We start from the raw sequence: 19,593 nt of genomic DNA, 5'->3' as shown, positions 1-19,593 counted from the left end.
TGCTCCTTGCGGGGGTTCGGGCTGGTCGGGCCGTACGGGTGCTGCGGGCTGCGGGCTATGGGCTCGCTACCGGCGTTGCGGGCGCTGCGTGCACCGCGGGCGCCGCTGACCCGGCCGGCTCCTCCGCGAACCGCGCGTACACCTCGGGCCGGCGGGTCTTCAGGCGCTGGGCGAGGGCGAGCCCGGCGAGGAAGACGGCGGGGACCAGGGCCACGAGGACGGTGTTGACGGAGGTGGAGGCCGCGGTGAAGAGGGCCACCTTGGAGACGACCAGGCAGATCGCGACGGCCAGCAGTACGGCGGCGGCGACGGGTGCGATCAGGGTCCGCCAGGGCCCCTCGTCGTGCCGGACGCGGCTGAAGTAGACGGGTACGGCGATGGCGGCGAGCAGCATCAGGGCCATGAGGCCGATCATGCCGGGGGTGTTCACCCAGAGCAGGAGCTGCTGGTACGGGTCGGCTCCGGCGAGGGCGAAGCCGAGGACGACGACGGCGCCGAGGGCGGTCTGCGCCGCGCCCGCGAGGTACGGGGAGCCGTGGCGCGGGTGGATCCGGCCGAGGGCGGCGGGCAGGACGCCTTCCTCGGCGAGGGCGAGCGCGTACCGGTTGATGGCGTTGTGGAAGGCGAGGAGGGAGGCGATGACGCTGGTGACGATGAAGACGTGCATCAGGTCGGCCGCCCAGGGGCCCACGTAGGTGGTGATGGCGGTGAAGAAGAGACCTGCGGGGTCCTCGGCGGCTGCGGCGAGGACTTCCTCCGAGCCGAAGGCCTGGATGACGGTCCAGACGATGAAGGCGTAGAAGAGGCCGAGGAAGGCCACGGCGATGTAGGTGGCGCGCGGGATGGTCCGGTCGGGGTCGCGGGCCTCGCGGCGGTAGATGACGGTGGACTCGAAGCCGGTGAACGCGGCGAAGGCGAAGGCCAGCACGGCGGCGGTGCCGGGGACGAGCACCGCGCCGGGGGCGAAGGAGCCGGCGGAGAGGCCGTGGGCGCCGCCCTCCAGCAGGACGCCGCCCGCGAGCAGGACGAGGATGCCGGTCTCGGCGACGAGCAGGACGCCGAGCAGTTTGGCGCCGAAGTCGATGGAGCGGAAACCGCCGTACCAGATGAGCAGGAGGCCGGCGAGGGAGACGGGCAGCCAGGGGATGTCGAGGCCGGCGAGGGCCCGGCCGGTGTCGGCGGTGGTGGTGCCGAGGAGCCCGTAGACGCCGATCTCCATTCCGTTGTAGCCGATGAGGGCCAGCAGGGCGGCGCCGATGCCGACGCGCTTGCCGAGGCCGCGGGCGATGTAGGCGTAGAAGGCGCCGCCGCTGCGGACGTGGCGGCTCATGGCGGTGAAGCCGACGGCGAAGACCGCGAGGGTGAGACCGGCGAGGAGGTAGCCGGCGGGGGCTCCGACGCCGCCGAGGAGGATCGCCACGGGGGCGACGCCGGCCATGACGGTGAGCGGGGCGGCGGCGGAGACGACGAAGAAGGAGATGTCGGCGGTACCGAGCGCGCCGCGGCGCAGGTCGGTACCGGTTCCTGCGCCGGATCCGGTGCCGGATCTCGGCGGCTCGGGCGGCTGGGGCGGCTCGGCTGTTTCGGGCATGCGGGAGCACCCTTCTGCGAACGGCAGGCGGCGGGAACCCGAAAACCTAAAGGCTTTCGGTTTGCGGCAATGTAGCCTCCGGTTTTGGCGTACGGGAAGACCTGACGGCGGGAGAAATACGATGGCGCGGCCACGCACCCCACTGCTCGACCGGGAGCGGATCGGCGCTGCCGCCCTGCAACTGCTAGCTGAACAGGGGGAGTTCAGCGTCCCGCAGATCGCCCGTGCGCTCGGGGTGCAGACCGGGTCGCTGTATCACCACGTGGACGGCCGGGCCGGGGTGATCGAGCTGATCCGCGAGCGGGTGTGCGCCCGGATCGACGGCGGCCCGCTGTCCTCCGCGGAGCCCTGGGACCGGGCGCTGGAGGCCTGGGCCCGCTCGTACCGGGCCGCCTTCGCCGCCTACCCGCGGGCCATCCCGCTGCTGATGACCACCCCGGTACGGGCGCCCGCGGTGCTCGCGCAGTACGAACGGGCGGTCGCCCTCCTGCTGCGGGCCGGCTTCGCCGCCGAGCAGGTGATGCCGCTGCTCACGGCCCTGGAGAACCTGGTGCTGGGCTCGGCCCTGGACCTCGCGGCCCCGGACGCCATGTGGGAGCCGACCCCGGGCACCCCCCTGCTCGCACAGGCCCTGGCCGCGCAGGGCCCGGGCCGCGCGGAGGCCGCCTTCGAGGTGGGCCTGACGGCGTTCCTGGCGTACGGGCGGGGCCTGCGCGGCGGGGCGGGGGCGGACGCGTAGGGGAAAGACGTCGGGGTGCGCAGGCGTACTCAGCGGGCGCACGGCGGGCGCACCGCGGGCGCACGGCGGGCGCCGCGGGACGGACCCCGCAGGAGAAGAGGAGAATGGGGCGGGGAAGGACGCGTCTGCCGTCGTGGAGAGGCGGGACCTCGTGGTCGAGTACATAGCCGTGACCGCCCTGAGTCATGTCGGGCTGGTCCGCGAGCACAACGAGGACAGCTTGGTCATCGGGCCGTGGACGCTGTGCGGGACCACGACACGGAGCCCGCAGACGCTCCTCTTCCCGCTCGGCAGACCGCTCGTCGTCGCCGTGGCCGACGGGCTCGGCGGGCAGCCGGCCGGCGAGGTTGCCAGCGAGCTGGCCGTCCGGGAACTCGCCCTGCTCGGACCCACGCTGGACGGCGCCGAGGCGATCGAGGGCGCGCTGAACCTCTGCAACCGCGCGGTGCACTCCGCCACCGAAGGCCGTCCTGAGCTGACCGACATGGGGACCACGGTCGCCGGAGCCCTGGTCCTGCCGGAGTCGCTGCTGGCGTTCAACGTCGGCGACAGCAAGGTCTACCGGGTGGCGGAGGACGGGCTGCGCCAGGTCAGCGTGGACGACAGCCCGCCGCTCCCGCCCGGGCAGCGGACCACGTCGGCGGTGACGCAGACCCTCGGCGGGAGCCGCGCCGAGCACGTCCTCACCCCCCACGTGGCGACCTTCCCGCTGTCCACGGGCGACCGCTACCTGGTGTGCACCGACGGGCTGACCGACCCGGTCCCCGACGAGGTCATCGAGGAGGTGCTGCGGGCGCACGACGACGGCAAGGCCGCCTTCGAGCTCTGGAGGGCCGCCATCGAGGCCGGGGGCCCCGACAACATCACGCTCGCGCTGGTGCGGATCGGCGCGTAGGGGTCCCGCTATTTCAGGGCCGCCTCCCGGTCCTTCGCCTCGTCGTACGCCTCCCGCGCCCGCTGCACCTCTTCCATCCGCAGGCCGGTCCAGTGGGCGAGGGCGCGGACCCGCTCGGCGGCCTCGCGGCCCAGCGGGGTGAGCGAGTAGTCGACGCGGGGCGGGATGACGGGCTTGGCGTCGCGGTCCACGAAGCCGTCGCGCTCCAGCGTCTGGAGGGTCTGGGTCAGCATCTTCTCGCTGACCTTGGCGAGCGTCGCGATCTCCCGGCGCAGTTCGCTGAACCGGTACGAGCGGTCGAGCAGGGCGTCCAGGACGAGGACGCCCCAGCGGCTGGTGACGTGCTCCAGGACGAGCCGGTGGGGGCACATGGCCTCGGCCTGGGTCCACTTCTCGCGCATCTCACTTACTCCCATGCCAGTACCTTACTTCAAAGTGGGTACTGTCGTTTGGTTAGTGCCCGCCGTACGGTGAGTGCACAGCCCGGAAACGGGGAGCAAGGCCCAGAACCAGGAGTGAACCCGTCATGAGCATCGTCGTCACCGGAGCCACCGGAGCCCTCGGCCGTCTCGTCATCGACGAGCTGCTCGCCCGGGGCGTCCCCGCCGCCGGGGTCGCCGCCGTGGTCCGCGACAAGGAGAAGGCCGCCCCGCTCGCCGCCCGGGGCGTCGAACTGCGCATCGCCGACTACAACGTGCCCGAGACCCTCGCCGGGGCCTTCCGCTCCGGCGACCGCGTCCTGATGATCTCGGGCAGCGAGGTCGGACAGCGGGTGGCCCAGCACTCCGCCGTGATCGACGCGGCGAAGGAGGCCGGGGTGGCGCAGTTCGCGTACACCGGCATCCTGGGCGGGCCGGAAGCGGACTTCGACCTCGCCGCCGAGCACCGGGCGACCGAGGAGCTGATCCTCGCCTCGGGCCTGCCGTACACCTTCCTGCGCAACGGCTGGTACACCGAGAACCACACGGGCAACCTGGCTCCGGTGCTCGCGCACGGGGCGGTCCTGTCCAACGCGGGCGAGGGCCGGGTGGCCTCGGCCGCGCGGGCCGACTACGCGGCGGCCGCCGCGACCGTGGTGACCGGGGACGGCCACCTCGGCCGGGCGTACGAGCTGAGCGGCGACGTGGCGTGGTCCTTCGCGGAGTACGCGGCGGCCGTGGCGGAGGCGACCGGGCGGGAGATCACGTACAACGCCGTGACCCCCGAGGCCCACCACGCGGTCCTCACCGGCGCGGGAGTCCCGGCGCCGTTCGCCGAGATCCTGGTCGACGTGGACCTCGCCATCGAGCGCGGCCGCCTGGCCGGCACCTCCGGCGACCTGTCCCGCCTGATCGGCCGCCCCACGACGCCGATGGCCCTGACGGTCGCGGAAGCGGTGGCCTCGGCACGCAGCGCGGGCTGAGCCCGGGCCCGGCGGCCGCCGGGCCGTCACCTTCTGCGGCTCCGGCGGCGCCGCTGCACCTCCTGCAGCGCCGCCGGAGCAGCCGGAGCAGCCGGAGCCGCCGGAGCCGCCTGAGCCGCCAAAGCCGCGTGACGTTCCTCCGGGCTGCTACATGCCTGCCGTCACCAGGGTGCCGACGCCCAGCAGCGCCAGGATGCCCGAACTGATCCACCCCATCGTGCGGGTGATCTTCGGCCTCTGCAGCCATACGACCGCATGGGCGGCCGCCTTCGCGAGGAGCACCAGCCAGGCCACCGCGACCACGCCGTCGATGACGCCGAGGACCATGATCGAGCCGAAGCCGACGGCATCGGCGGGCAGGAACTGCGGTACGACCGCGAGGAAGAACAGGCCCACCTTGGGGTTCAGCATGCACGAGAACAGTCCGGAGTTCAGGGCCGCCCGGGTGCTGGGTGGAGGCGGTGGGCCGTCCCGTACCGGAGCGCTGCCCGAGGCCATCGGAGCGGTACCGGAGGCGTCGTTGCTTCGGATGAACCCGATGAATCCGCTGACCCCGAGGTAGAGCAGGTACAGGCCGCCCACCACCTTGACCGTGAAGAAGGCCGCTGCGGACCTTTCGAGAACGGCCCCCAGGCCGAGCGCCACCATCGCGGCCCAGAACAGCGAGCCGATGCCCGATCCGAACGCGGCGGCGACCCCGTAGCGGGCTCCGGAGAGGCTGTACCTGAGGATCAGGAACGTGTCCGGCCCCGGCGTGATCGCCAGGAGCAGGCAGAGTCCTGCGAATCCCGTCAGCAGGGTGAGACTCATCGCCGGGAGGCCCTTTCCGTCAGCCGCCCACCGTGACGCCGAGCTGTTTTCCGTAGTCGCGCACTTCGGCCCTGGCCCCGGCAAGGTCGTCCAGGGTGAGGCCCGGCATCACGGACTCCACGTAGTCCGCCATCGCCTCCTCCCTGTCGATGATGTCCTTGCCCCGCCACTTCCTGGCGCGCAGCTCGTGCTCGCGCCGGCTGGGCATCGACAGTTTGAGCTCGTCGGCGTTCGCGCGGGCCAGCTCCGGGTCGAGCAGCATCTTGAAGTCCAGGGATCCCGGCTCGGGGGACAGCACTTCGACGTCGAGGGAGGCGATGGCGCCGGCCCCCGAGGCCAGCAGCGCCTTCATGGAGTCGATGTTCTCCCGCATCAGCGCGGCGTCCATGCCCAGATGGCCGATGACGAAGCCGACTTTGAGGAGGAGGCCGTTGTTCTTGGCCGACTGGAGCGCCTTCACGTTGTGATCGAACATCTTCTCGGCGCGGAACCTGGAGTCGTTCTCGCGGATCGACACCAGGGGCTTGCGCATGGCCTGCAGCGAGACGGGGGTCCCCGCGTCGAGCCCGACCATGAGCTGCCGTACGCCGAGGGCGCGTAAGTTGGCGGCGTGCCGCTCGTCGGACAGGCCGTCCGCCCGCGCGTAGCCCACCATCACCGGGCGGTCGTCTTCGGGGAGGTCCGCCCACCATCCGGGCGGCGAGGCGACCATCTCCCGCAGCAGCCTGCCGAAGGTCAGGGGCAGTTCGTCAGCCGTCAGGTAGAGGTAGTCGTAGCCGGAGGCGTGCGCCGCGCGGATCACTTCCCAGGCGGATTCCGCGTCGGGGACGGAGTTGCGCCACATGCCGCCGAACTGGATCGAGCAGAAGGAGCAGGCGTCGTTCCGGGCGAACTTGATGCAGCCCCGGCCGATCTCGACGGGCATCCCCGCGGTCACCCTGCGGCCCGTCAAGTGCTCGAAGGTCGGTACGACCCGGCTGCCGAAATTGCCGTCGTACAGGGACGAGTGAGCGAAGACGGCGTCGATCAGGGAGTAGTCGATCCGGGTGTGGAGGGGTTCGCTGCGCTGCGGCTGCACCGTCACGTCGGTGCCGTCGAACCTGGCGAGGCCGGGATAGACGCCGCCCGCCACCTCACCGCCGCTGCCGAGGGTCGCTATGAGATCGACGAGCCCGCCGACGACCTCGTTCCCGACGAACGCGTAGTCGATCACGCCGCGCTGCGAGGACAGGCACTCGCGGGTGAGCGCCGTCACGTGGTCGTTGCCCAATATCGTGACGATCCCGCTGTTCACGCGCTTGGCGGCGATGCATAAGTGCAGGCCGGCCTCGTAGGTGGCGGTCAGCGCGCTGACGCACAGCGCGAGGATGTCGCCCGCGTTGTCCTCGACGTAGGCGAGCACCTCCGGCCAGGGCATCACGGTCCCGTCGATGTACACCGGCTCGACGTCGGGGACTGATTGCAGCGCGGAGGCCAGGGTGAGGATCCCCAGGTTGGGGAAGTCGGACCAGTCGGTGTGCTCCTCCGGCCGGGTGACCGTGCAGGAAACACCGTCCAGGACGGTGTTGGAGTTCGGCGGGCTGACCACAAGTACCTTCATCTTGACTCTCCCCCGTGTTTCCCATGGTCGTGCACGGATCCCCGAAGCCGCCGACGCACCGAGGGCGACGAAACGGGCTGATGGATTCCCCTTTGGGCGTGGGCTCTACTGCCAAGGACGCTACGGATCGCCGCTGACGCGCTCTACGGACATCCCGACATGCGAGACGGCTTGGAATCATCGCATTCAGGGCGTTCTGCTCGGATTTGAGCCCGCTCCGGGGGTCATCGGTCCCCTGGCCGGAGTTCGGCGAAACGTGACATGAGCAACAGCCGCTTGACTCATGGCAGTTGCCGCACCGGCGGGCGTGCCGCGCACGCCCGCCCGCGTCCTGCTACGCCCCGTAGAACAGCTCGTCCACCACGCCCCGGGCGCGGCGGGTGATGCGGCGGTAGTCCTCCAGCATGTCGCCGACCGTGCCCTCCGCGTAGCCGAGGTAGCGGCCGACCGCCCCCAGTTCGCGGGCTTCCGAGGGGAAGGTGTCGCCCGCGCGGCCGCGGACCAGCATCACGGCGTTGCGGACCCGGGTGGCCAGCACCCAGGCCTCGTCCAGGATCTGCGCCTCCTCGGTCGGGATCAGGCCGGCCGCGTGGGCGGCGGCCAGGGCCTCGCGGGTGCGGGTGGTGCGCAGGCCCGGTTCCGCCCAGGCGTGCCGCATCTGGATCAGCTGGACGGTCCACTCCACGTCGCTGAGGCCGCCGCGGCCGAGTTTGGTGTGCAGGGTCGGGTCGGCGCCCCTGGGCAGGCGTTCGGATTCCATCCGGGCCTTCAGGCGCCGGATCTCGCGGACGGCGTCCTCGCCGAGGCCTTCCACCGGGTAGCGCAGCGGGTCGATCAGGTCGATGAAGCGCTGACCCAGTTCGAGGTCGCCGGCCACCGGTTCGGCGCGCAGCAGGGCCTGGGACTCCCAGGTCAGGGACCAGCGGCGGTAGTAGGCGGCGTACGAGGGCAGGGTGCGGACCAGGGGGCCGGAGCGGCCTTCGGGGCGCAGGTCGGCGTCGATGAGCAGCGGCGGGTCCGCGGTGGGGAGTTGGAGGAGCCTGCGCATCTCGGAGACGACGTGCTGGGCGGCCTTGGCGGCTTCCTGTTCGTCGACGCCCTCGCGCGGCTCGTGGACGAAGAGGACGTCGGCGTCGGAACCGTAGCCGAGCTCGTGGCCGCCGAAGCGGCCGACGCCGATGACCGCGAACCGGGTGGGCAGGGTGTCTCCCCAGTGGCCCTGGACCGCGGCGCGCAGGGCTCCGGCGACGGTGGCGGCGGTGAGTTCGGAGACGGCGCGGCCGACCCTGTCGACCAGGGCTCCGTGGTCCTCCTCGGCCGGGTTCTCCTCCGTACCGTAGGAGCCGATGATGTCGGCGGCGGTGGTGCGGAACAGCTCGCGGCGGCGGACTCCGCGGGCGGCCGCGACGGCGGCTTCCGGGTTCTCGGCGCGGCCGACGGCGGCGAGCACCTCCTGCTCCAGCGCCTCGTGGGTACGGGGAACCAGGCCCTCGGGGTCGCCCAGCAGGGCCACCGCCTCGGGGGCGCGCATGAGGAGGTCGGGGGCGAGGCGTCCGGCGGAGAGCACCCGGGCGAGGTTCTCCGCGGCGGCGCCCTCGTCGCGCAGGAGGCGCAGGTACCAGGGGGTCTTGCCGAGGGCGTCGGAGACCTTGCGGAAGTTCAGCAGGCCCGCGTCCGGGTCGGCGGAGTCGGCGAACCAGCCGAGGAGCACGGGCAGCAGGGTGCGCTGGATGGCGGCGGCGCGGGTGACGCCGGAGGCGAGGGCTTCGAGGTGGCGCAGGGCCGCGGCCGGGTCGGCGTACCCGAGGGCTTCGAGGCGCTGGCCGGCGGCGCGCGGGGAGAGCCGGGTCTCGCCGGGGGCGAGCTGGGCCACGGCGTCGAGGAGCGGCCGGTAGAAGATCTTCTCGTGCAGGCGGCGCACCACGGAGGCGTGCCGGCGCCAGGCCTTGTTGAGCTCGGCGACCGGTTCGGTGCGCAGGCCGAGCGAGCGCCCCAGGCGCCGCAGGTCGGCTTCGTCCTCGGGGACGAGGTGGGTGCGGCGCAGCCGGTAGAGCTGGATGCGGTGTTCCATGGCCCGCAGGAAGCGGTACGCGTCGTGCAGCTGGGCGGCGTCGGCGCGCCCGACGTAGCCGCCGGCGGCGAGGGCGGTGAGCGCGTCGAGCGTGGTGCCGGAGTGCAGGGTGGCGTCGGAGCGGCCGTGTACGAGCTGGAGGAGCTGGACGGCGAACTCGACGTCGCGCAGGCCCCCGGGGCCGAGCTTCAGCTCGCGCTCGACCTGGGCGGCGGGGATGTTGTCGACGACGCGGCGGCGCATCTTCTGGACGTCGGGGACGAAGTTCTCACGCTCGGCGGCCTGCCAGACGAGGGGACTTATGGCGGCGATGTACTCGGCGCCGAGCGCCTCGTCGCCCGCGACGGCGCGGGCCTTGAGGAGGGCCTGGAACTCCCAGGTCTTGGCCCACCGCTGGTAGTAGGCGAGGTGGGAGGCGAGGGTGCGGACGAGCGGACCGTTTCTGCCCTCGGGGCGGAGGTTGGCGTCGACGGGCCAGATGGTGCCTTCGACGGTGGTCTCGGAGCAGATCCGCATGAGGTGGGAGGCGAGCCGGGCGGCGGCCTGCACGGCCTTGCCCTCGTCCGCGCCGGGGGCCGCGTCGCCGACGAAGATGACGTCGACGTCGGAGACGTAGTTCAGCTCGTTGCCGCCGCACTTGCCCATGGCGATGACGGCGAGCCGGCAGACGGCCGCGTCCTCGGGGGCGGCGGCGGTCGCGATGCGCAGGGCCGCGCGCAGGGTGGCGGTGGCCAGGTCGGCGAGTTCGGCGGCGGTCTGGGCTACGTCTATGGTCCCGCACACGTCGCGGGCGGCGATGGAGAGCAGGCAGCGGCGGTAGGCGACGCGCAGGTCGACCGGGTCGTGGGCGCCGGCCAGGCCCTGCTCGAACTCGGGCAGCCCCGGGTGCAGATCGGCCGCCTCGTAGGTGACCAGGGCCTGCCAGTCGCGGGGATGGCGGGCGAGGTGGTCGCCGAGGGCCTCGGAGGCGCCGAGCACGCCGAGGAGGCGGTCGCGCAGGGGCTTGGCACTGACGAGGGTGTCGAGGAGCACGCGCAGTTCCTCGGGGGCCTGCGCCTCTGCGATCCGGACCAGCCCGAGGAGGGCGAGGTCGGGGTCGGCGGTGGCCCCGAGGGCGTCGAGGAGCACCGGATCGGCGCGTACGGCGGCCAGCGCGTCGGTGTCGAGCAGCCGGGCGGCGGCCGAGGGGTCGGTGAACCCGCTGCGCAGCAGCCGGCTGAAGGTACTGCTCCTGCGTCCCGGGACTGTCATCCCGCCGCCTCCCGCGTACGTCGGCCTGCCCTTGCCTCTGCCCTGGCCGGGCGGATCCGCGGGGCGCCGCCTTCGGCGGGTGTCGCCGTCGGCAGGGTCCGCGCTCGTGGCCCGGGGAGAGCCTAGCCGGAGCAGGCGTTCGACTCACCGCACGGCCGGTGGGGCGGATTGTCGGATTTTTGGCGGACGTGTGGCGCGGGAGCCGGCGGGCGGGTCCGCCCGTGGCGGCGCGCGGCTGCGCCACGCGGCTCGGCCTCCCTGTGACCGCAAACACGTACGAAACGCCCGAACGAGCCGTGCCGGGGCGGCGGTTTCCACGAATTCGGAAGGAATCGGCGATCCGGGTGAACCAACTCGCTCGGATCGGACTCTCACTGACCGACCGACAGCACCACGCGGTTCTTCCTGCCGGAACGACTCCAAGGCGTAGACGATGCCCGTATCCCGCCGACGTTTCCTCTTCGCGACCGCGGTCCCGATGATGGCCCTCGGGGTGGCCGGCGTGCTCACCGTCGGCTCCGGCCAGCAGACCGCGGCCGAGGGAGTCCCGGATGCCGGCTCCCCGGCCACCCCGGTGAGCGACACCTCCGGTTCGATCGTCCAGATCGTCGCCCACCCCGACGACGACCTGTACTTCATGAACCCGGACCTCAGCCTCTCCCTCAGGGCCGGCACCCCGCTCACCACCCTGTACCTCACCTCGGGCGAATCCAACGGCAGCAACCGGGCCAACGGCATCGAAGCCAGGGACCCCGTGCAGGTCGCGGACCGGCCCCACTACGCGGAAGCCCGCCAGAACGGCATACGCGCCGCCTACGCGCAGATGATCACCGGCGACCGCACCAGCCCGTGGACCCGTTCGGTCATCCCCACCGCGGGCGGAGGTCACGCCGAGCTCGACGTCCTGGTGGCGAAGCCGCACGTCCAACTGGTCTGGCTGCAGATGCGCGAGGCCCGTGTCTCCGACTACCCGAAGGGCCTGAAGGACCCGAAGACCCTGAAGGACCCGAACAGCTTGCGCAGCCTGTGGAACGGGTGGATACCGGCGCTCCCGACGGTGCTCACCGCCGGCACTCCCGTCACACAGCCGCCCACGTACACCAAGGACCATCTGATAGCGGCGATATCCGGGGTCCTGGCGCAGTACAAGCCGACGACGATACGGATGCTGGACCCCACGCCCGGCCGGAAGGCCGGGGGCAAGTTCACCGACCATCAGGACCACACGTACGCGGCGCGGTTCGCGCAGGCCGGGGCCGCTGCGTACGCCGCGCGGGTCCCGTTCGGGCAGCGGCCGCACTTCACCGTCCAGAGCTACCTGGGCTACCACAACAACGCCCTGCCGCACTCGCTGGACCCGCAGACGGCCGAGACGAAGCTGGGCTTCCTGAAGACGTACGCCTGGTCCGACAAGCAGAACTACTGCGGCTCGCCCTCGGGCTGCGGAGACCGCAACGTGGCGGGCAACCCGAAGAACGGCGGCTGGTCCGAGTCGCTGCGGTACGCGCGAGGCGACCACTCCTCCTGGCTGGTGCAGGGCACTCCCGGCGTGCTGTACGCCTTCTCCGTCCTCGACGGCCAGATGGCCGTCTGGAACCGCGGCGCCGGCACCGGACCCGGCGCCGCCTGGCAGGGCCCGGCACTGCTGCCGGGAACCGGCATCGATCCGGGCGCGACCACCGCCCGGTTCCCAGACGGGCGCGTCGCCGTCCTCGGCACCCGCACCGTCTTCGGCGACCGGCCCGCGGACTACCGGCGCGAGATCGTGTACACCGCCCAGTCCGTGCCCGGCGGTCCGTTCGGGGCGTGGGTTTCGCTCGGCTCCCCGGATACCGGAGGGGACGATGCCGACACCTCCCTGATCAGCGCCCCCTCGGCCGTCTCCGACTCTGACGGGCGGCTGACGGTGTACGTCCGCCACTCCCGGCGCACCCTGCACTCCCGCACCCAGGAGCCCTCGGGGGCCTTCGGCGGCTGGCAGCAGCTGGGGGGAACGGACCTCGAGTCCGACCCGGTGGCGGTCACCGACTCCGCCGGGCGCCGCCACGTCTACGCCGCCACGGCGAAGTCGGTGGTGGTCTGGATCCAGCCCGCCCCGGGCGCCCCGCTGGCCGGCCCCTTCCCGACCCGGCTCCCGGCCACCACCGTCCCCCTCACCGCGGTCCCGGAGGGGGCGGGCGTCCGTCTGTACTTCCGGCGCCCCGATTCGGGGGTCGTACGCACCGCCGTGGTCACGGCCGCGGCCGACGGCGTACCACCGCAGGTCTCCAGCGTCACGGAGGCCGGCGGCCGGGCGGGCTACGGCGCGGTGGGCGCGGCGGGCCGCCTCATAGCGGGCCGCGCCACCTCGGGCACGGTCGGCACGACGGGCCTCGGCGGCCCGCCGGCGTGGACGGAGTCCCGGATGCTCTACGCGGGCACCCCGGCGGCCGTCCAGGAGCCGGGCGGCGCCCTGACGGCGGCGGTCCTGGGCCTGGACGCCGAACTCCACGTGGCCGCGTCCCTCCCCACCCCCACCCGCACCACCTGGCACCGGGCGGTGCCGAAGGAGTAGCCGCCGGCCGACGGGCGGAGCCCCGGTGCGAGGATGACCCTCCGGTTGCTCACGCACGCCCAGGTGCGGGTACGTCAAGAAGGAGGGGGAGCACCCATGTCGCACGCTCCGCTGCTCCGCCGCCCGGCGACGGCCCCGCTCGCTTCGCTCGTGGTGCTGGGCGCGGGAGCCGCGTACCTCTGGGGCACCGATCCGCACGAGCCCGGCCACTGGCTTCCCCGCTGCCCCTTCAACTGGCTGACGGGCCTGCTCTGTCCGGCCTGCGGTGCCACCCGGATGTGTTACGACATCCTGCACGGCGACCTCGCCGCGGCCTTCCACGACAACGCGGTGCTGTTCCTGCTGGGACTGCCGCTCGCCCTCTTCCTCTACGCCCGCTGGGCCACCGAAGGGCTGCGCGGGCGGAAGTACCACCCGGCGATCGGAATCCGGGGACAGGCGGCCATCATTGGGGTGGCTCTGACCTGGGCGGTCGTTCGCAATGCGGCCAGTTGATCACGGTGTGATCACGTTGTAGACCCCAGGGCAACCCTGCACTGCCGTCGCCGGTCATAGTTCCGCTGCGACCTGCAAGTCGCAGCACTCGTCCCCATCGATAGCAGTTCGCAAGGAGCTTTTGCATGTCCCAGAACATCGCCCCGAACGGCCAGCCGTACTCCGACAAGTCCAAGCTGGTGGCCGGCCTGCTGCAGATCTTCCTCGGCGGCCTCGGCATCGGCCGCTTCTACACCGGCCACACCGGCATGGCCATCGCCCAGCTGCTCACCTGCGGCGGCCTCGGCTTCTGGGCCCTGATCGACGGCATCCTGTTCCTCGTCAAGGACGACCGCACCGACAAGGCGGGCCGCGTGCTGCGCGCCTGACGTGCCCCGTAACGCCACACGGCCGGCCCCCTCATGACTGAGGGGGCCGGCCGTAGGCGTTCGTGCGCCCTGATCAGTGCTGCTGCCGCTACAGGACCGGCATCATCTTGCGGAGTTCGAAGGCCGTGACCTCGCTCCGGTACTCCTCCCACTCCTGCTTCTTGTTGCGCAGGAAGAAGTCGAAGACGTGCTCGCCGAGGGTTTCGGCGACCAGTTCGCTGCGTTCCATCAGGGCGATGGCCTCGCCGAGGTTCTGCGGGAGGGGTTCGATGCCCATCGCGCGGCGTTCCGCGTCGGAGAGGGCCCAGACGTCGTCGTCGGCGCCGGCCGGGAGTTCGTACCCCTCCTCGATGCCCTTGAGGCCCGCCGCCAGGAGGACGGCGTACGTGAGGTAGGGGTTGGCGCCGGAGTCGATCGAGCGGACCTCCACGCGGGAGGAGCCGGTCTTGCCCGGCTTGTACATCGGGACGCGGATCAGGGCCGAGCGGTTGTTGTGACCCCAGCAGATGTACGAGGGGGCCTCGCCGCCGGAACCGGCGGTGCGGGAGGAGCCGCCCCAGATGCGCTTGTAGGAGTTGACCCACTGGTTGGTCACGGCGGCCGTTTCCGCCGCGTGCTTGAGCAGGCCCGCGATGAAGGACCGGCCGACCTTGGAGAGCTGGTACTCGGCGCCCGACTCGTAGAAGGCGTTGCGGTCGCCCTCGAAGAGGGAGAGGTGGGTGTGCATGCCCGAACCGGGGTACTCCGAGAAGGGCTTCGGCATGAAGGTGGCCTGGACGCCCTGTTCCAGGGCGACCTGCTTCATGACCAGGCGGAAGGTCATGATGTTGTCGGCCGTCGAGAGGGCGTCGGCGTAGCGCAGGTCGATCTCCTGCTGGCCGGGGGCGCCCTCGTGGTGGCTGAACTCGACCGAGATGCCCATGGATTCGAGCATCGTGATCGCCTGGCGGCGGAAGTCCATGCCGACGTTCTGCGGGGTGTGGTCGAAATAGCCCGAGTTGTCGGCCGGGGTGGGCCGGGTGCCGTCCAGCGGCTTGTCCTTCAGCAGGAAGAACTCGATCTCCGGGTGGGTGTAGAAGGTGAAGCCCAGGTCGGAGGTCTTGTTCAGGATGCGCTTGAGGACGTACCGCGGGTCCGCGTAGGAGGGCGAGCCGTCCGGCATCAGGATGTCGCAGAACATCCGCGCCGTTCCGGGGGCCTCCGCGCGCCACGGCAGTATCTGGAAGGTGCTCGGGTCCGGCTTGGCGATCATGTCGGACTCGTAGACCCGCGCGAACCCCTCGATCGCCGAGCCGTCGAATCCGATGCCCTCGTCAAAGGCCTGTTCCAGCTCCGCCGGCGCGACCGCGACGGACTTCAGGAAGCCCAGTACGTCGGTGAACCACAGGCGCACGAAGCGGATGTCGCGCTCCTCGAGCGTCCGGAGGACGAATTCCTGCTGCTTGTCCATGGCTTCATCCTCGCAGTTCAGGCGGCCTGTGCACCACTGCCGCGAGGGCAAGGGCACAGTCGGGCCGGCCCAGTATCGCCAGCGGTGGTTTCCGCCAGATTACGCACCCCGGAAAGCCGGTGGCACCCCCGCACTGACCTTGGGCCGGTCATGAGCATTACCATCGGCGCCCATGGGGGGCCATGCGCAGGAGGAGCGGGGACGTCGGACACGTCCGCTGCTCCGCCATGCCGTCCTCCTGATGGCCTTCGGGGTACTGGCCGGCGCGGCGTTCCTGTGCCGGATCGCAGGGGCCGGGGCCGGGCAGCCGGCCGCCGCGGGGACGGTCGCGCGGGCCGGGCACTCCGCCCACGGGCCCGGCGCGCAGCGCGTCGTCTGCGCGGCGCCGCACGACCGGCCCGGCTGCTCCCCGCTCTCGCACGTCCTCCCCGGCCTGCTGCCCCCGGCGCCACCCGCGGCCCTGGTGGCCCGCGGGGCGCCCGTGCCCGCCGTGGGCCCCGCGCCCGCGGGGCGGGTCCGGCCCCCCTCGGCGCTCGCGCGCGGCCCCGACCTGTACGCCCTCCAGGTGCTGCGGACCTGACCGGTCCCGGTTCGACGGCGCTCAGGCAGCGCGTTCTCCACCCCACCCCCCTCAGCAAAAAGGATTCAGGGCCATGGCCAGCAGGAACTCCGAAACCAACAACTCCCGCCAGGCGCGAATAGCCGAGATGCGGCGCGCCGACCGGTCGCGCGACCGGCGCAACAAGGCCATCGCGATCACCACGTCGGCCGCCATCGTCACCGCGCTCATCGGCTTCGGCGCGTGGGTGATGATCGACCAGCAGAACGACAAGGAGGCCAAGGAGGCCCTCCGCAAGGCGCCGGTCGCCGGTGAGCAGACCTGGGACGCCAAGACGCTCGGCCGCAAGCACGTCGAGACCCCGGTGAAGTACGAGATGAACCCGCCGGTCGGCGGGGACCACAACCCCCGCTGGATGAACTGCGACGGCGACGTCTACAAGAACCCGATCCCCGAGATCAACGCCGTCCACTCGCTGGAGCACGGCGCCGTGTGGGTGACGTACAACGAGAAGGCCGCCCCGGCCGACGTGGAGAAGCTCGCCGCCACGGTGTCCAAGCGCCCGTACACGCTGATGAGCCCCGTCAAGGAGCAGTCCGGCGCGATCATGCTCAGCGCGTGGGGCAAGCAGCTGACCGTCGACAACGCGGACGACGCCCGGGTGGCCGCGTTCCTCACCAAGTACGTGCAGGGCGAGCAGACCCCCGAGCCGGGCGCGGCCTGCACGAACGGGCTGGCCGACAAGTGACCCGTACGTCCGGTCGCGGCTCCGTGACCCGTACCTACTGGGCCGCGGGCTCGGCCGTGGGCCTGGCGCTGCTCTTCGCGGTGGGGGCCACGGTCGCCACCGCGGGGGGATCGGATTCCGCTCCCGCGGCCTCCCGTACACCGGGGCTCTACTCCGCCGACGCGGGCTTCGCCCGGGACATGGCGGTGCACCACCAGCAGGCGGTGGAGATGTCCTTCATCGTGCGCGACCGCACGCAGGACGAGCCGGTGCGCACCCTCGCCTACGACATCGCCAACACCCAGGCCAACCAGCGCGGCATGCTGCTGGGCTGGCTGGACATGTGGGGCCTGCCGAAGGTGGTGGCGGACGAGCCGCCGATGTCCTGGATGGGGGCCGACGGCGCCGCGCACGGCATGGAGGGCCATGCCATGGGCGACGCCGGGGTCGTCACCAAGCCCGGCGCGCTGATGCCCGGCATGGCCACCAAGGAGGAGCTGGCACAGCTCGGCTCCGCCGAGGGCCGGGACGCCGAGGTGCTCTACCTGCGGCTGATGACCGACCACCACAAGGGTGGCGTCGCGATGGCCCAGGGGTGTGCCACCCAGTGCGGCAACCCGACCGAGCGGGCGCTGGCCCAGGGCATGGTGGAGGCCCAGCAGGCGGAGCTCCAGCTGCTGGCCGACATGCTGAAGCAGCGCGGGGCGCAGCCGCCGGCGGGGTGACCCTGGGGCTCCGCCCCAGACCCCGCGCCTCAAACGCCGGCGAGGCTGGATTTGCCGCTGCGCGGCATCTTCCAGCCCGTCCGGCGTTTGAGGACCGGGTCCGGGCGGAGCCCGGGGAACGGTGGAAGGGCGGGTAGGGGACCAGCCCCGCAGGGCCCCCCGCACCGCAGGGGTCCGCACCCGCGGGGTCACCCGTACGGCCCCCTCTCACCCGTGTGGAGTCGCGGGGGCCGAACGGGCGAATGAGGATGAGGACGCCGAGGCGGGCGCACCCGCGCCCGGCCGCTACGGCGTGCTCAGGAGGTTTACGCGATGACCACCGCCGGAGAGATCATGCACCCCGGGGCCCAGTGGATCCCCGCCACCGAGACCCTGGACCGTGCCGCCCAGCTGATGAGCCGGCTCAATGTGGGCGCGCTGCCCATCAGCGATTCCAACGAACGCCTCTGCGGCATCCTGACCGACCGCGACATCGTCATCGGCTGTGTGGCCAAGGGGCACGACCCGTCGAAGATCACGGCCGGCGACATGGCCCAGGGCACCCCGCGCTGGATCGACGCGGGCTCGGACGTCTCCGAGGTCCTGGAGGAGATGCAGAGCCACCAGATCCGGCGGCTCCCCGTCATCAAGGACAAGCGGCTGGTCGGCATGATCAGCGAGGCCGACCTCGCCCGGCACCTCTCGGAGGAGCAGATAGCCGGCTGGGCGGAGAAGGTCTACGCCCGCGGCTAGACCGTCCAGGTCTCCGCGTACAGGACCGCCCGCGCCACGTGGTGCGGGCGGTCCAGCATGACCAGGTGTCCGGCCGGCTCCACCACCTCGAACCGGGCGCCCAGCGCGTCGGCCAGCGCCGCCTGGCGGGCCGGCCAGCCCAGGTCGGGGCGGCGCGCGCCGGGGTCGTGGCCGGCCAGGACGGTGGCGGGCGCGGTCAGCGGCAGCTCCGCGCGCAGCGCCCGCACCTCGGCGGCCGTGTCGGGGTAGCGGGAGTTCTCCAGCAGGGCTCCGCGCCAGACCCGGCCGGTCCGGTAGCAGCGGCGTACGAGGTCCCGGGCGGCCGGGTCCGCGCCGCCCGCGCGGGATGCCCGTACGGCCGTCCTACGGGCCCAGGGGCCCAGCGCGGCCGGCAGCCCGGCGGCGGTCACGGCCCGGCCGAGCAGCCGGGCGGCGCCGGTGCGCAGCCCGGGCAGGGCCGTACGGGGCCGCTCCTCCACGCTGCCGTCGACGAGCACCAGGGCCGCGGTGCGCCCGGGGTACAGCCGGGCGAAGGCCTCGGCGTGGAACCCGGCGATGGAGTGCCCGGCCACCGTGACGCGCTCGGCGCCCAGACCCAGCGCGTCCAGCAGCCCGGCGATCCGGTGTGCCTCCCCCGCCGCGGACGGCGGACGCACGGCGGGGGCGCTCAGCCCGTGCCCGGGGCGGTCGAAGCGGACGACGGTACGGCCTGCGGCGACGAGCAGCTCCGCCACGGGGTCCCAGTCGAACCAGGCCATGGCGAGCCCGGCGCTGAGGACGACCGGGGGCCCGGAGCCCTCCACGAGGACGTGCAGGGGCACCCCGTCGGCCGCGGGGCCCCCGGAGAGTCGGACGAACCTCCCGGGAGCGGCCCCGGCCCCGGACCCGCTCATGTGCGGCGTTCGCGGTGGACGGAGTACGCGAGCAGGCCCAGCCAGACCGCCACGAACAGCACCTGGAGCCGCTGCCCGGCGCCGAGCGCCCAGGTGCCGTGCCCGGCGGTGAACAGGGCGATGGAGACCAGGGTCCAGGCGGTGGCGAGCAGTTCGAGTACGACGAGCACGGGCCCGAACCGCGCGAGCGGGGCGAGGCGCCGGTAGCGGCGGGCGGCAAGCGTGAGGGCCACGATCCCGACGAGCGCTCCCGTCATGGCGAGACTGCTGCTGACGGCGTGCGCCTGATGGGTGGCGGGGACCAGCCCGGCGGTCTCCCGCGCGGCGCATTCGGGGTCCACGGTCGGCGTGCAGCTGAGCGGCAGCCAGGCGTCCGCCGCGGTGGCGGCGCCGAAGAGGGTGATCCCGGACCAGCCTGCGACGGACCAGAGGCGGCGGGGTTCGACGCGCCTGCCGAGGCGGACCAGGGCCAGGAGGCCGCCGAGGAAGACGAGGAGGCCGGCGGTGAAGTCGGTGGCCCGGAACAGACCGCCGAGCGGCTGGTCCTGGGCCGCGAGCTCGCTGACGTACGTCTCGATGGGATTGAGGCCCGTGGAGAGGACGACTTCGAGGACCCACGCGGTGTAGGCGGCGGCGCCGAGCCCGATGAGGAGGGCCACGGAGCGGACACCGGTCCCGGCCGTGGCGGCGGGACCCGTCGCGATGGAGGGGCTGTTCACGGAATTCCAGGA

The 19,593-nt window shown here is 72.5% G+C and carries 18 protein-coding genes; 10 read left to right on the top strand and 8 right to left on the bottom strand.

Annotated elements, in window-relative coordinates; translation table 11 throughout:
• Window positions 1–55 precede the first annotated feature (55 nt).
• Entirely contained in the window at window positions 56–1,591 is a 1,536-nt protein-coding gene (locus tag OG276_RS27100) for an APC family permease (protein ID WP_266909310.1), read from the bottom strand.
• Between the two features lie 121 nt (window positions 1,592–1,712).
• On the opposite strand from OG276_RS27100, the gene OG276_RS27095 reads away from it, so the two are divergent.
• Window positions 1,713–2,330, top strand: coding sequence for a TetR/AcrR family transcriptional regulator C-terminal domain-containing protein (locus tag OG276_RS27095; RefSeq protein ID WP_266909309.1), 618 nt, complete (start codon window positions 1,713–1,715; stop codon window positions 2,328–2,330).
• Window positions 2,331–2,463: 133 nt separating this feature from the next.
• On the top strand, window positions 2,464–3,225 hold the full coding sequence (locus OG276_RS27090) for a PP2C family serine/threonine-protein phosphatase (RefSeq protein ID WP_266909308.1): 762 nt from the start codon (window positions 2,464–2,466) through the stop codon (window positions 3,223–3,225).
• 8 nt (window positions 3,226–3,233) lie between these two features.
• On the opposite strand, the gene OG276_RS27085 is transcribed toward OG276_RS27090, so the two are convergent.
• Window positions 3,234–3,641 (bottom strand): helix-turn-helix domain-containing protein, encoded by a 408-nt coding sequence (locus OG276_RS27085; RefSeq protein WP_266909307.1) that lies wholly within the window; start codon window positions 3,639–3,641, stop codon window positions 3,234–3,236.
• A gap of 110 nt (window positions 3,642–3,751) precedes the next feature.
• On the opposite strand from OG276_RS27085, the gene OG276_RS27080 reads away from it, so the two are divergent.
• A complete protein-coding gene (locus tag OG276_RS27080) occupies window positions 3,752–4,627 on the top strand; it encodes an SDR family oxidoreductase (RefSeq protein WP_266909306.1) in 876 nt (291 codons plus the stop codon).
• Between the two features lie 147 nt (window positions 4,628–4,774).
• Here OG276_RS27080 and OG276_RS27075 read toward each other — a convergent pair whose 3' ends face one another.
• The 3 genes from OG276_RS27075 to OG276_RS27065 form a co-directional block, all read right to left on the bottom strand.
• Window positions 4,775–5,437 (bottom strand): LysE family translocator, encoded by a 663-nt coding sequence (locus OG276_RS27075; RefSeq protein WP_266909305.1) that lies wholly within the window; start codon window positions 5,435–5,437, stop codon window positions 4,775–4,777.
• A gap of 19 nt (window positions 5,438–5,456) precedes the next feature.
• Complete coding sequence (locus tag OG276_RS27070) at window positions 5,457–7,037, bottom strand: radical SAM protein (protein ID WP_266909304.1); 1,581 nt, start codon at window positions 7,035–7,037, stop codon at window positions 5,457–5,459.
• A gap of 334 nt (window positions 7,038–7,371) precedes the next feature.
• The gene (locus OG276_RS27065; RefSeq protein WP_266909303.1) at window positions 7,372–10,359 is read right to left on the bottom strand and encodes a bifunctional [glutamine synthetase] adenylyltransferase/[glutamine synthetase]-adenylyl-L-tyrosine phosphorylase; all 2,988 of its coding nucleotides are present in this window, start codon (window positions 10,357–10,359) and stop codon (window positions 7,372–7,374) included.
• A 433-nt stretch (window positions 10,360–10,792) separates the two neighbouring features.
• Between OG276_RS27065 and OG276_RS27060 the strand changes: the two genes are divergently transcribed.
• The 3 genes from OG276_RS27060 to OG276_RS27050 all read left to right on the top strand — a co-directional run bounded on the left by OG276_RS27060 (window position 10,793) and on the right by OG276_RS27050 (window position 13,776).
• On the top strand, window positions 10,793–12,913 hold the full coding sequence (locus OG276_RS27060; RefSeq protein ID WP_266909302.1) for a PIG-L family deacetylase: 2,121 nt from the start codon (window positions 10,793–10,795) through the stop codon (window positions 12,911–12,913).
• Window positions 12,914–13,009: 96 nt separating this feature from the next.
• Window positions 13,010–13,408, top strand: a complete 399-nt coding sequence (locus OG276_RS27055; protein ID WP_266909301.1) for a DUF2752 domain-containing protein — start codon at window positions 13,010–13,012, stop codon at window positions 13,406–13,408.
• Window positions 13,409–13,533: 125 nt separating this feature from the next.
• Window positions 13,534–13,776 (top strand): TM2 domain-containing protein, encoded by a 243-nt coding sequence (locus tag OG276_RS27050; RefSeq protein ID WP_266909300.1) that lies wholly within the window; start codon window positions 13,534–13,536, stop codon window positions 13,774–13,776.
• 88 nt (window positions 13,777–13,864) lie between these two features.
• Here OG276_RS27050 and glnA read toward each other — a convergent pair whose 3' ends face one another.
• Window positions 13,865–15,226, bottom strand: a complete 1,362-nt coding sequence (gene glnA / locus OG276_RS27045; protein WP_243329674.1) for a type I glutamate--ammonia ligase — start codon at window positions 15,224–15,226, stop codon at window positions 13,865–13,867.
• 172 nt (window positions 15,227–15,398) lie between these two features.
• Between glnA and OG276_RS27040 the strand changes: the two genes are divergently transcribed.
• The 4 genes from OG276_RS27040 (at window position 15,399) to OG276_RS27025 (ending at window position 17,969) form a co-directional block, all read left to right on the top strand.
• Window positions 15,399–15,806 carry a hypothetical protein gene (locus tag OG276_RS27040; protein WP_266909299.1) on the top strand — a complete coding sequence of 136 codons (408 nt, stop codon included), beginning with the start codon at window positions 15,399–15,401 and terminating at the stop codon, window positions 15,804–15,806.
• 73 nt (window positions 15,807–15,879) lie between these two features.
• Window positions 15,880–16,533: a DUF3105 domain-containing protein gene (locus OG276_RS27035; RefSeq protein WP_266909298.1), complete on the top strand. Its 654-nt coding sequence runs from the start codon at window positions 15,880–15,882 to the stop codon at window positions 16,531–16,533.
• Between the two features lie 23 nt (window positions 16,534–16,556).
• Window positions 16,557–17,237, top strand: coding sequence for a DUF305 domain-containing protein (locus OG276_RS27030; protein WP_266909297.1), 681 nt, complete (start codon window positions 16,557–16,559; stop codon window positions 17,235–17,237).
• A 312-nt stretch (window positions 17,238–17,549) separates the two neighbouring features.
• Window positions 17,550–17,969: a CBS domain-containing protein gene (locus tag OG276_RS27025; protein WP_266909296.1), complete on the top strand. Its 420-nt coding sequence runs from the start codon at window positions 17,550–17,552 to the stop codon at window positions 17,967–17,969.
• On the opposite strand, the gene OG276_RS27020 is transcribed toward OG276_RS27025, so the two are convergent.
• Window positions 17,966–18,862 carry an alpha/beta fold hydrolase gene (locus tag OG276_RS27020; RefSeq protein WP_266909295.1) on the bottom strand — a complete coding sequence of 299 codons (897 nt, stop codon included), beginning with the start codon at window positions 18,860–18,862 and terminating at the stop codon, window positions 17,966–17,968. The two genes, OG276_RS27025 and OG276_RS27020, sit on opposite strands and share 4 nt — an antisense overlap.
• A complete protein-coding gene (locus tag OG276_RS27015; RefSeq protein WP_266913133.1) occupies window positions 18,859–19,566 on the bottom strand; it encodes a DUF998 domain-containing protein in 708 nt (235 codons plus the stop codon). Before OG276_RS27015 ends, OG276_RS27020 begins: the two co-directional genes overlap by 4 nt.
• Window positions 19,567–19,593 lie beyond the last annotated feature (27 nt).

This window comes from Streptomyces sp. NBC_00086, from assembly GCF_026343255.1.
Lineage (GTDB): Bacteria > Actinomycetota > Actinomycetes > Streptomycetales > Streptomycetaceae > Streptomyces.
This window is presented reverse-complemented; position numbering and strand designations above follow the sequence as displayed.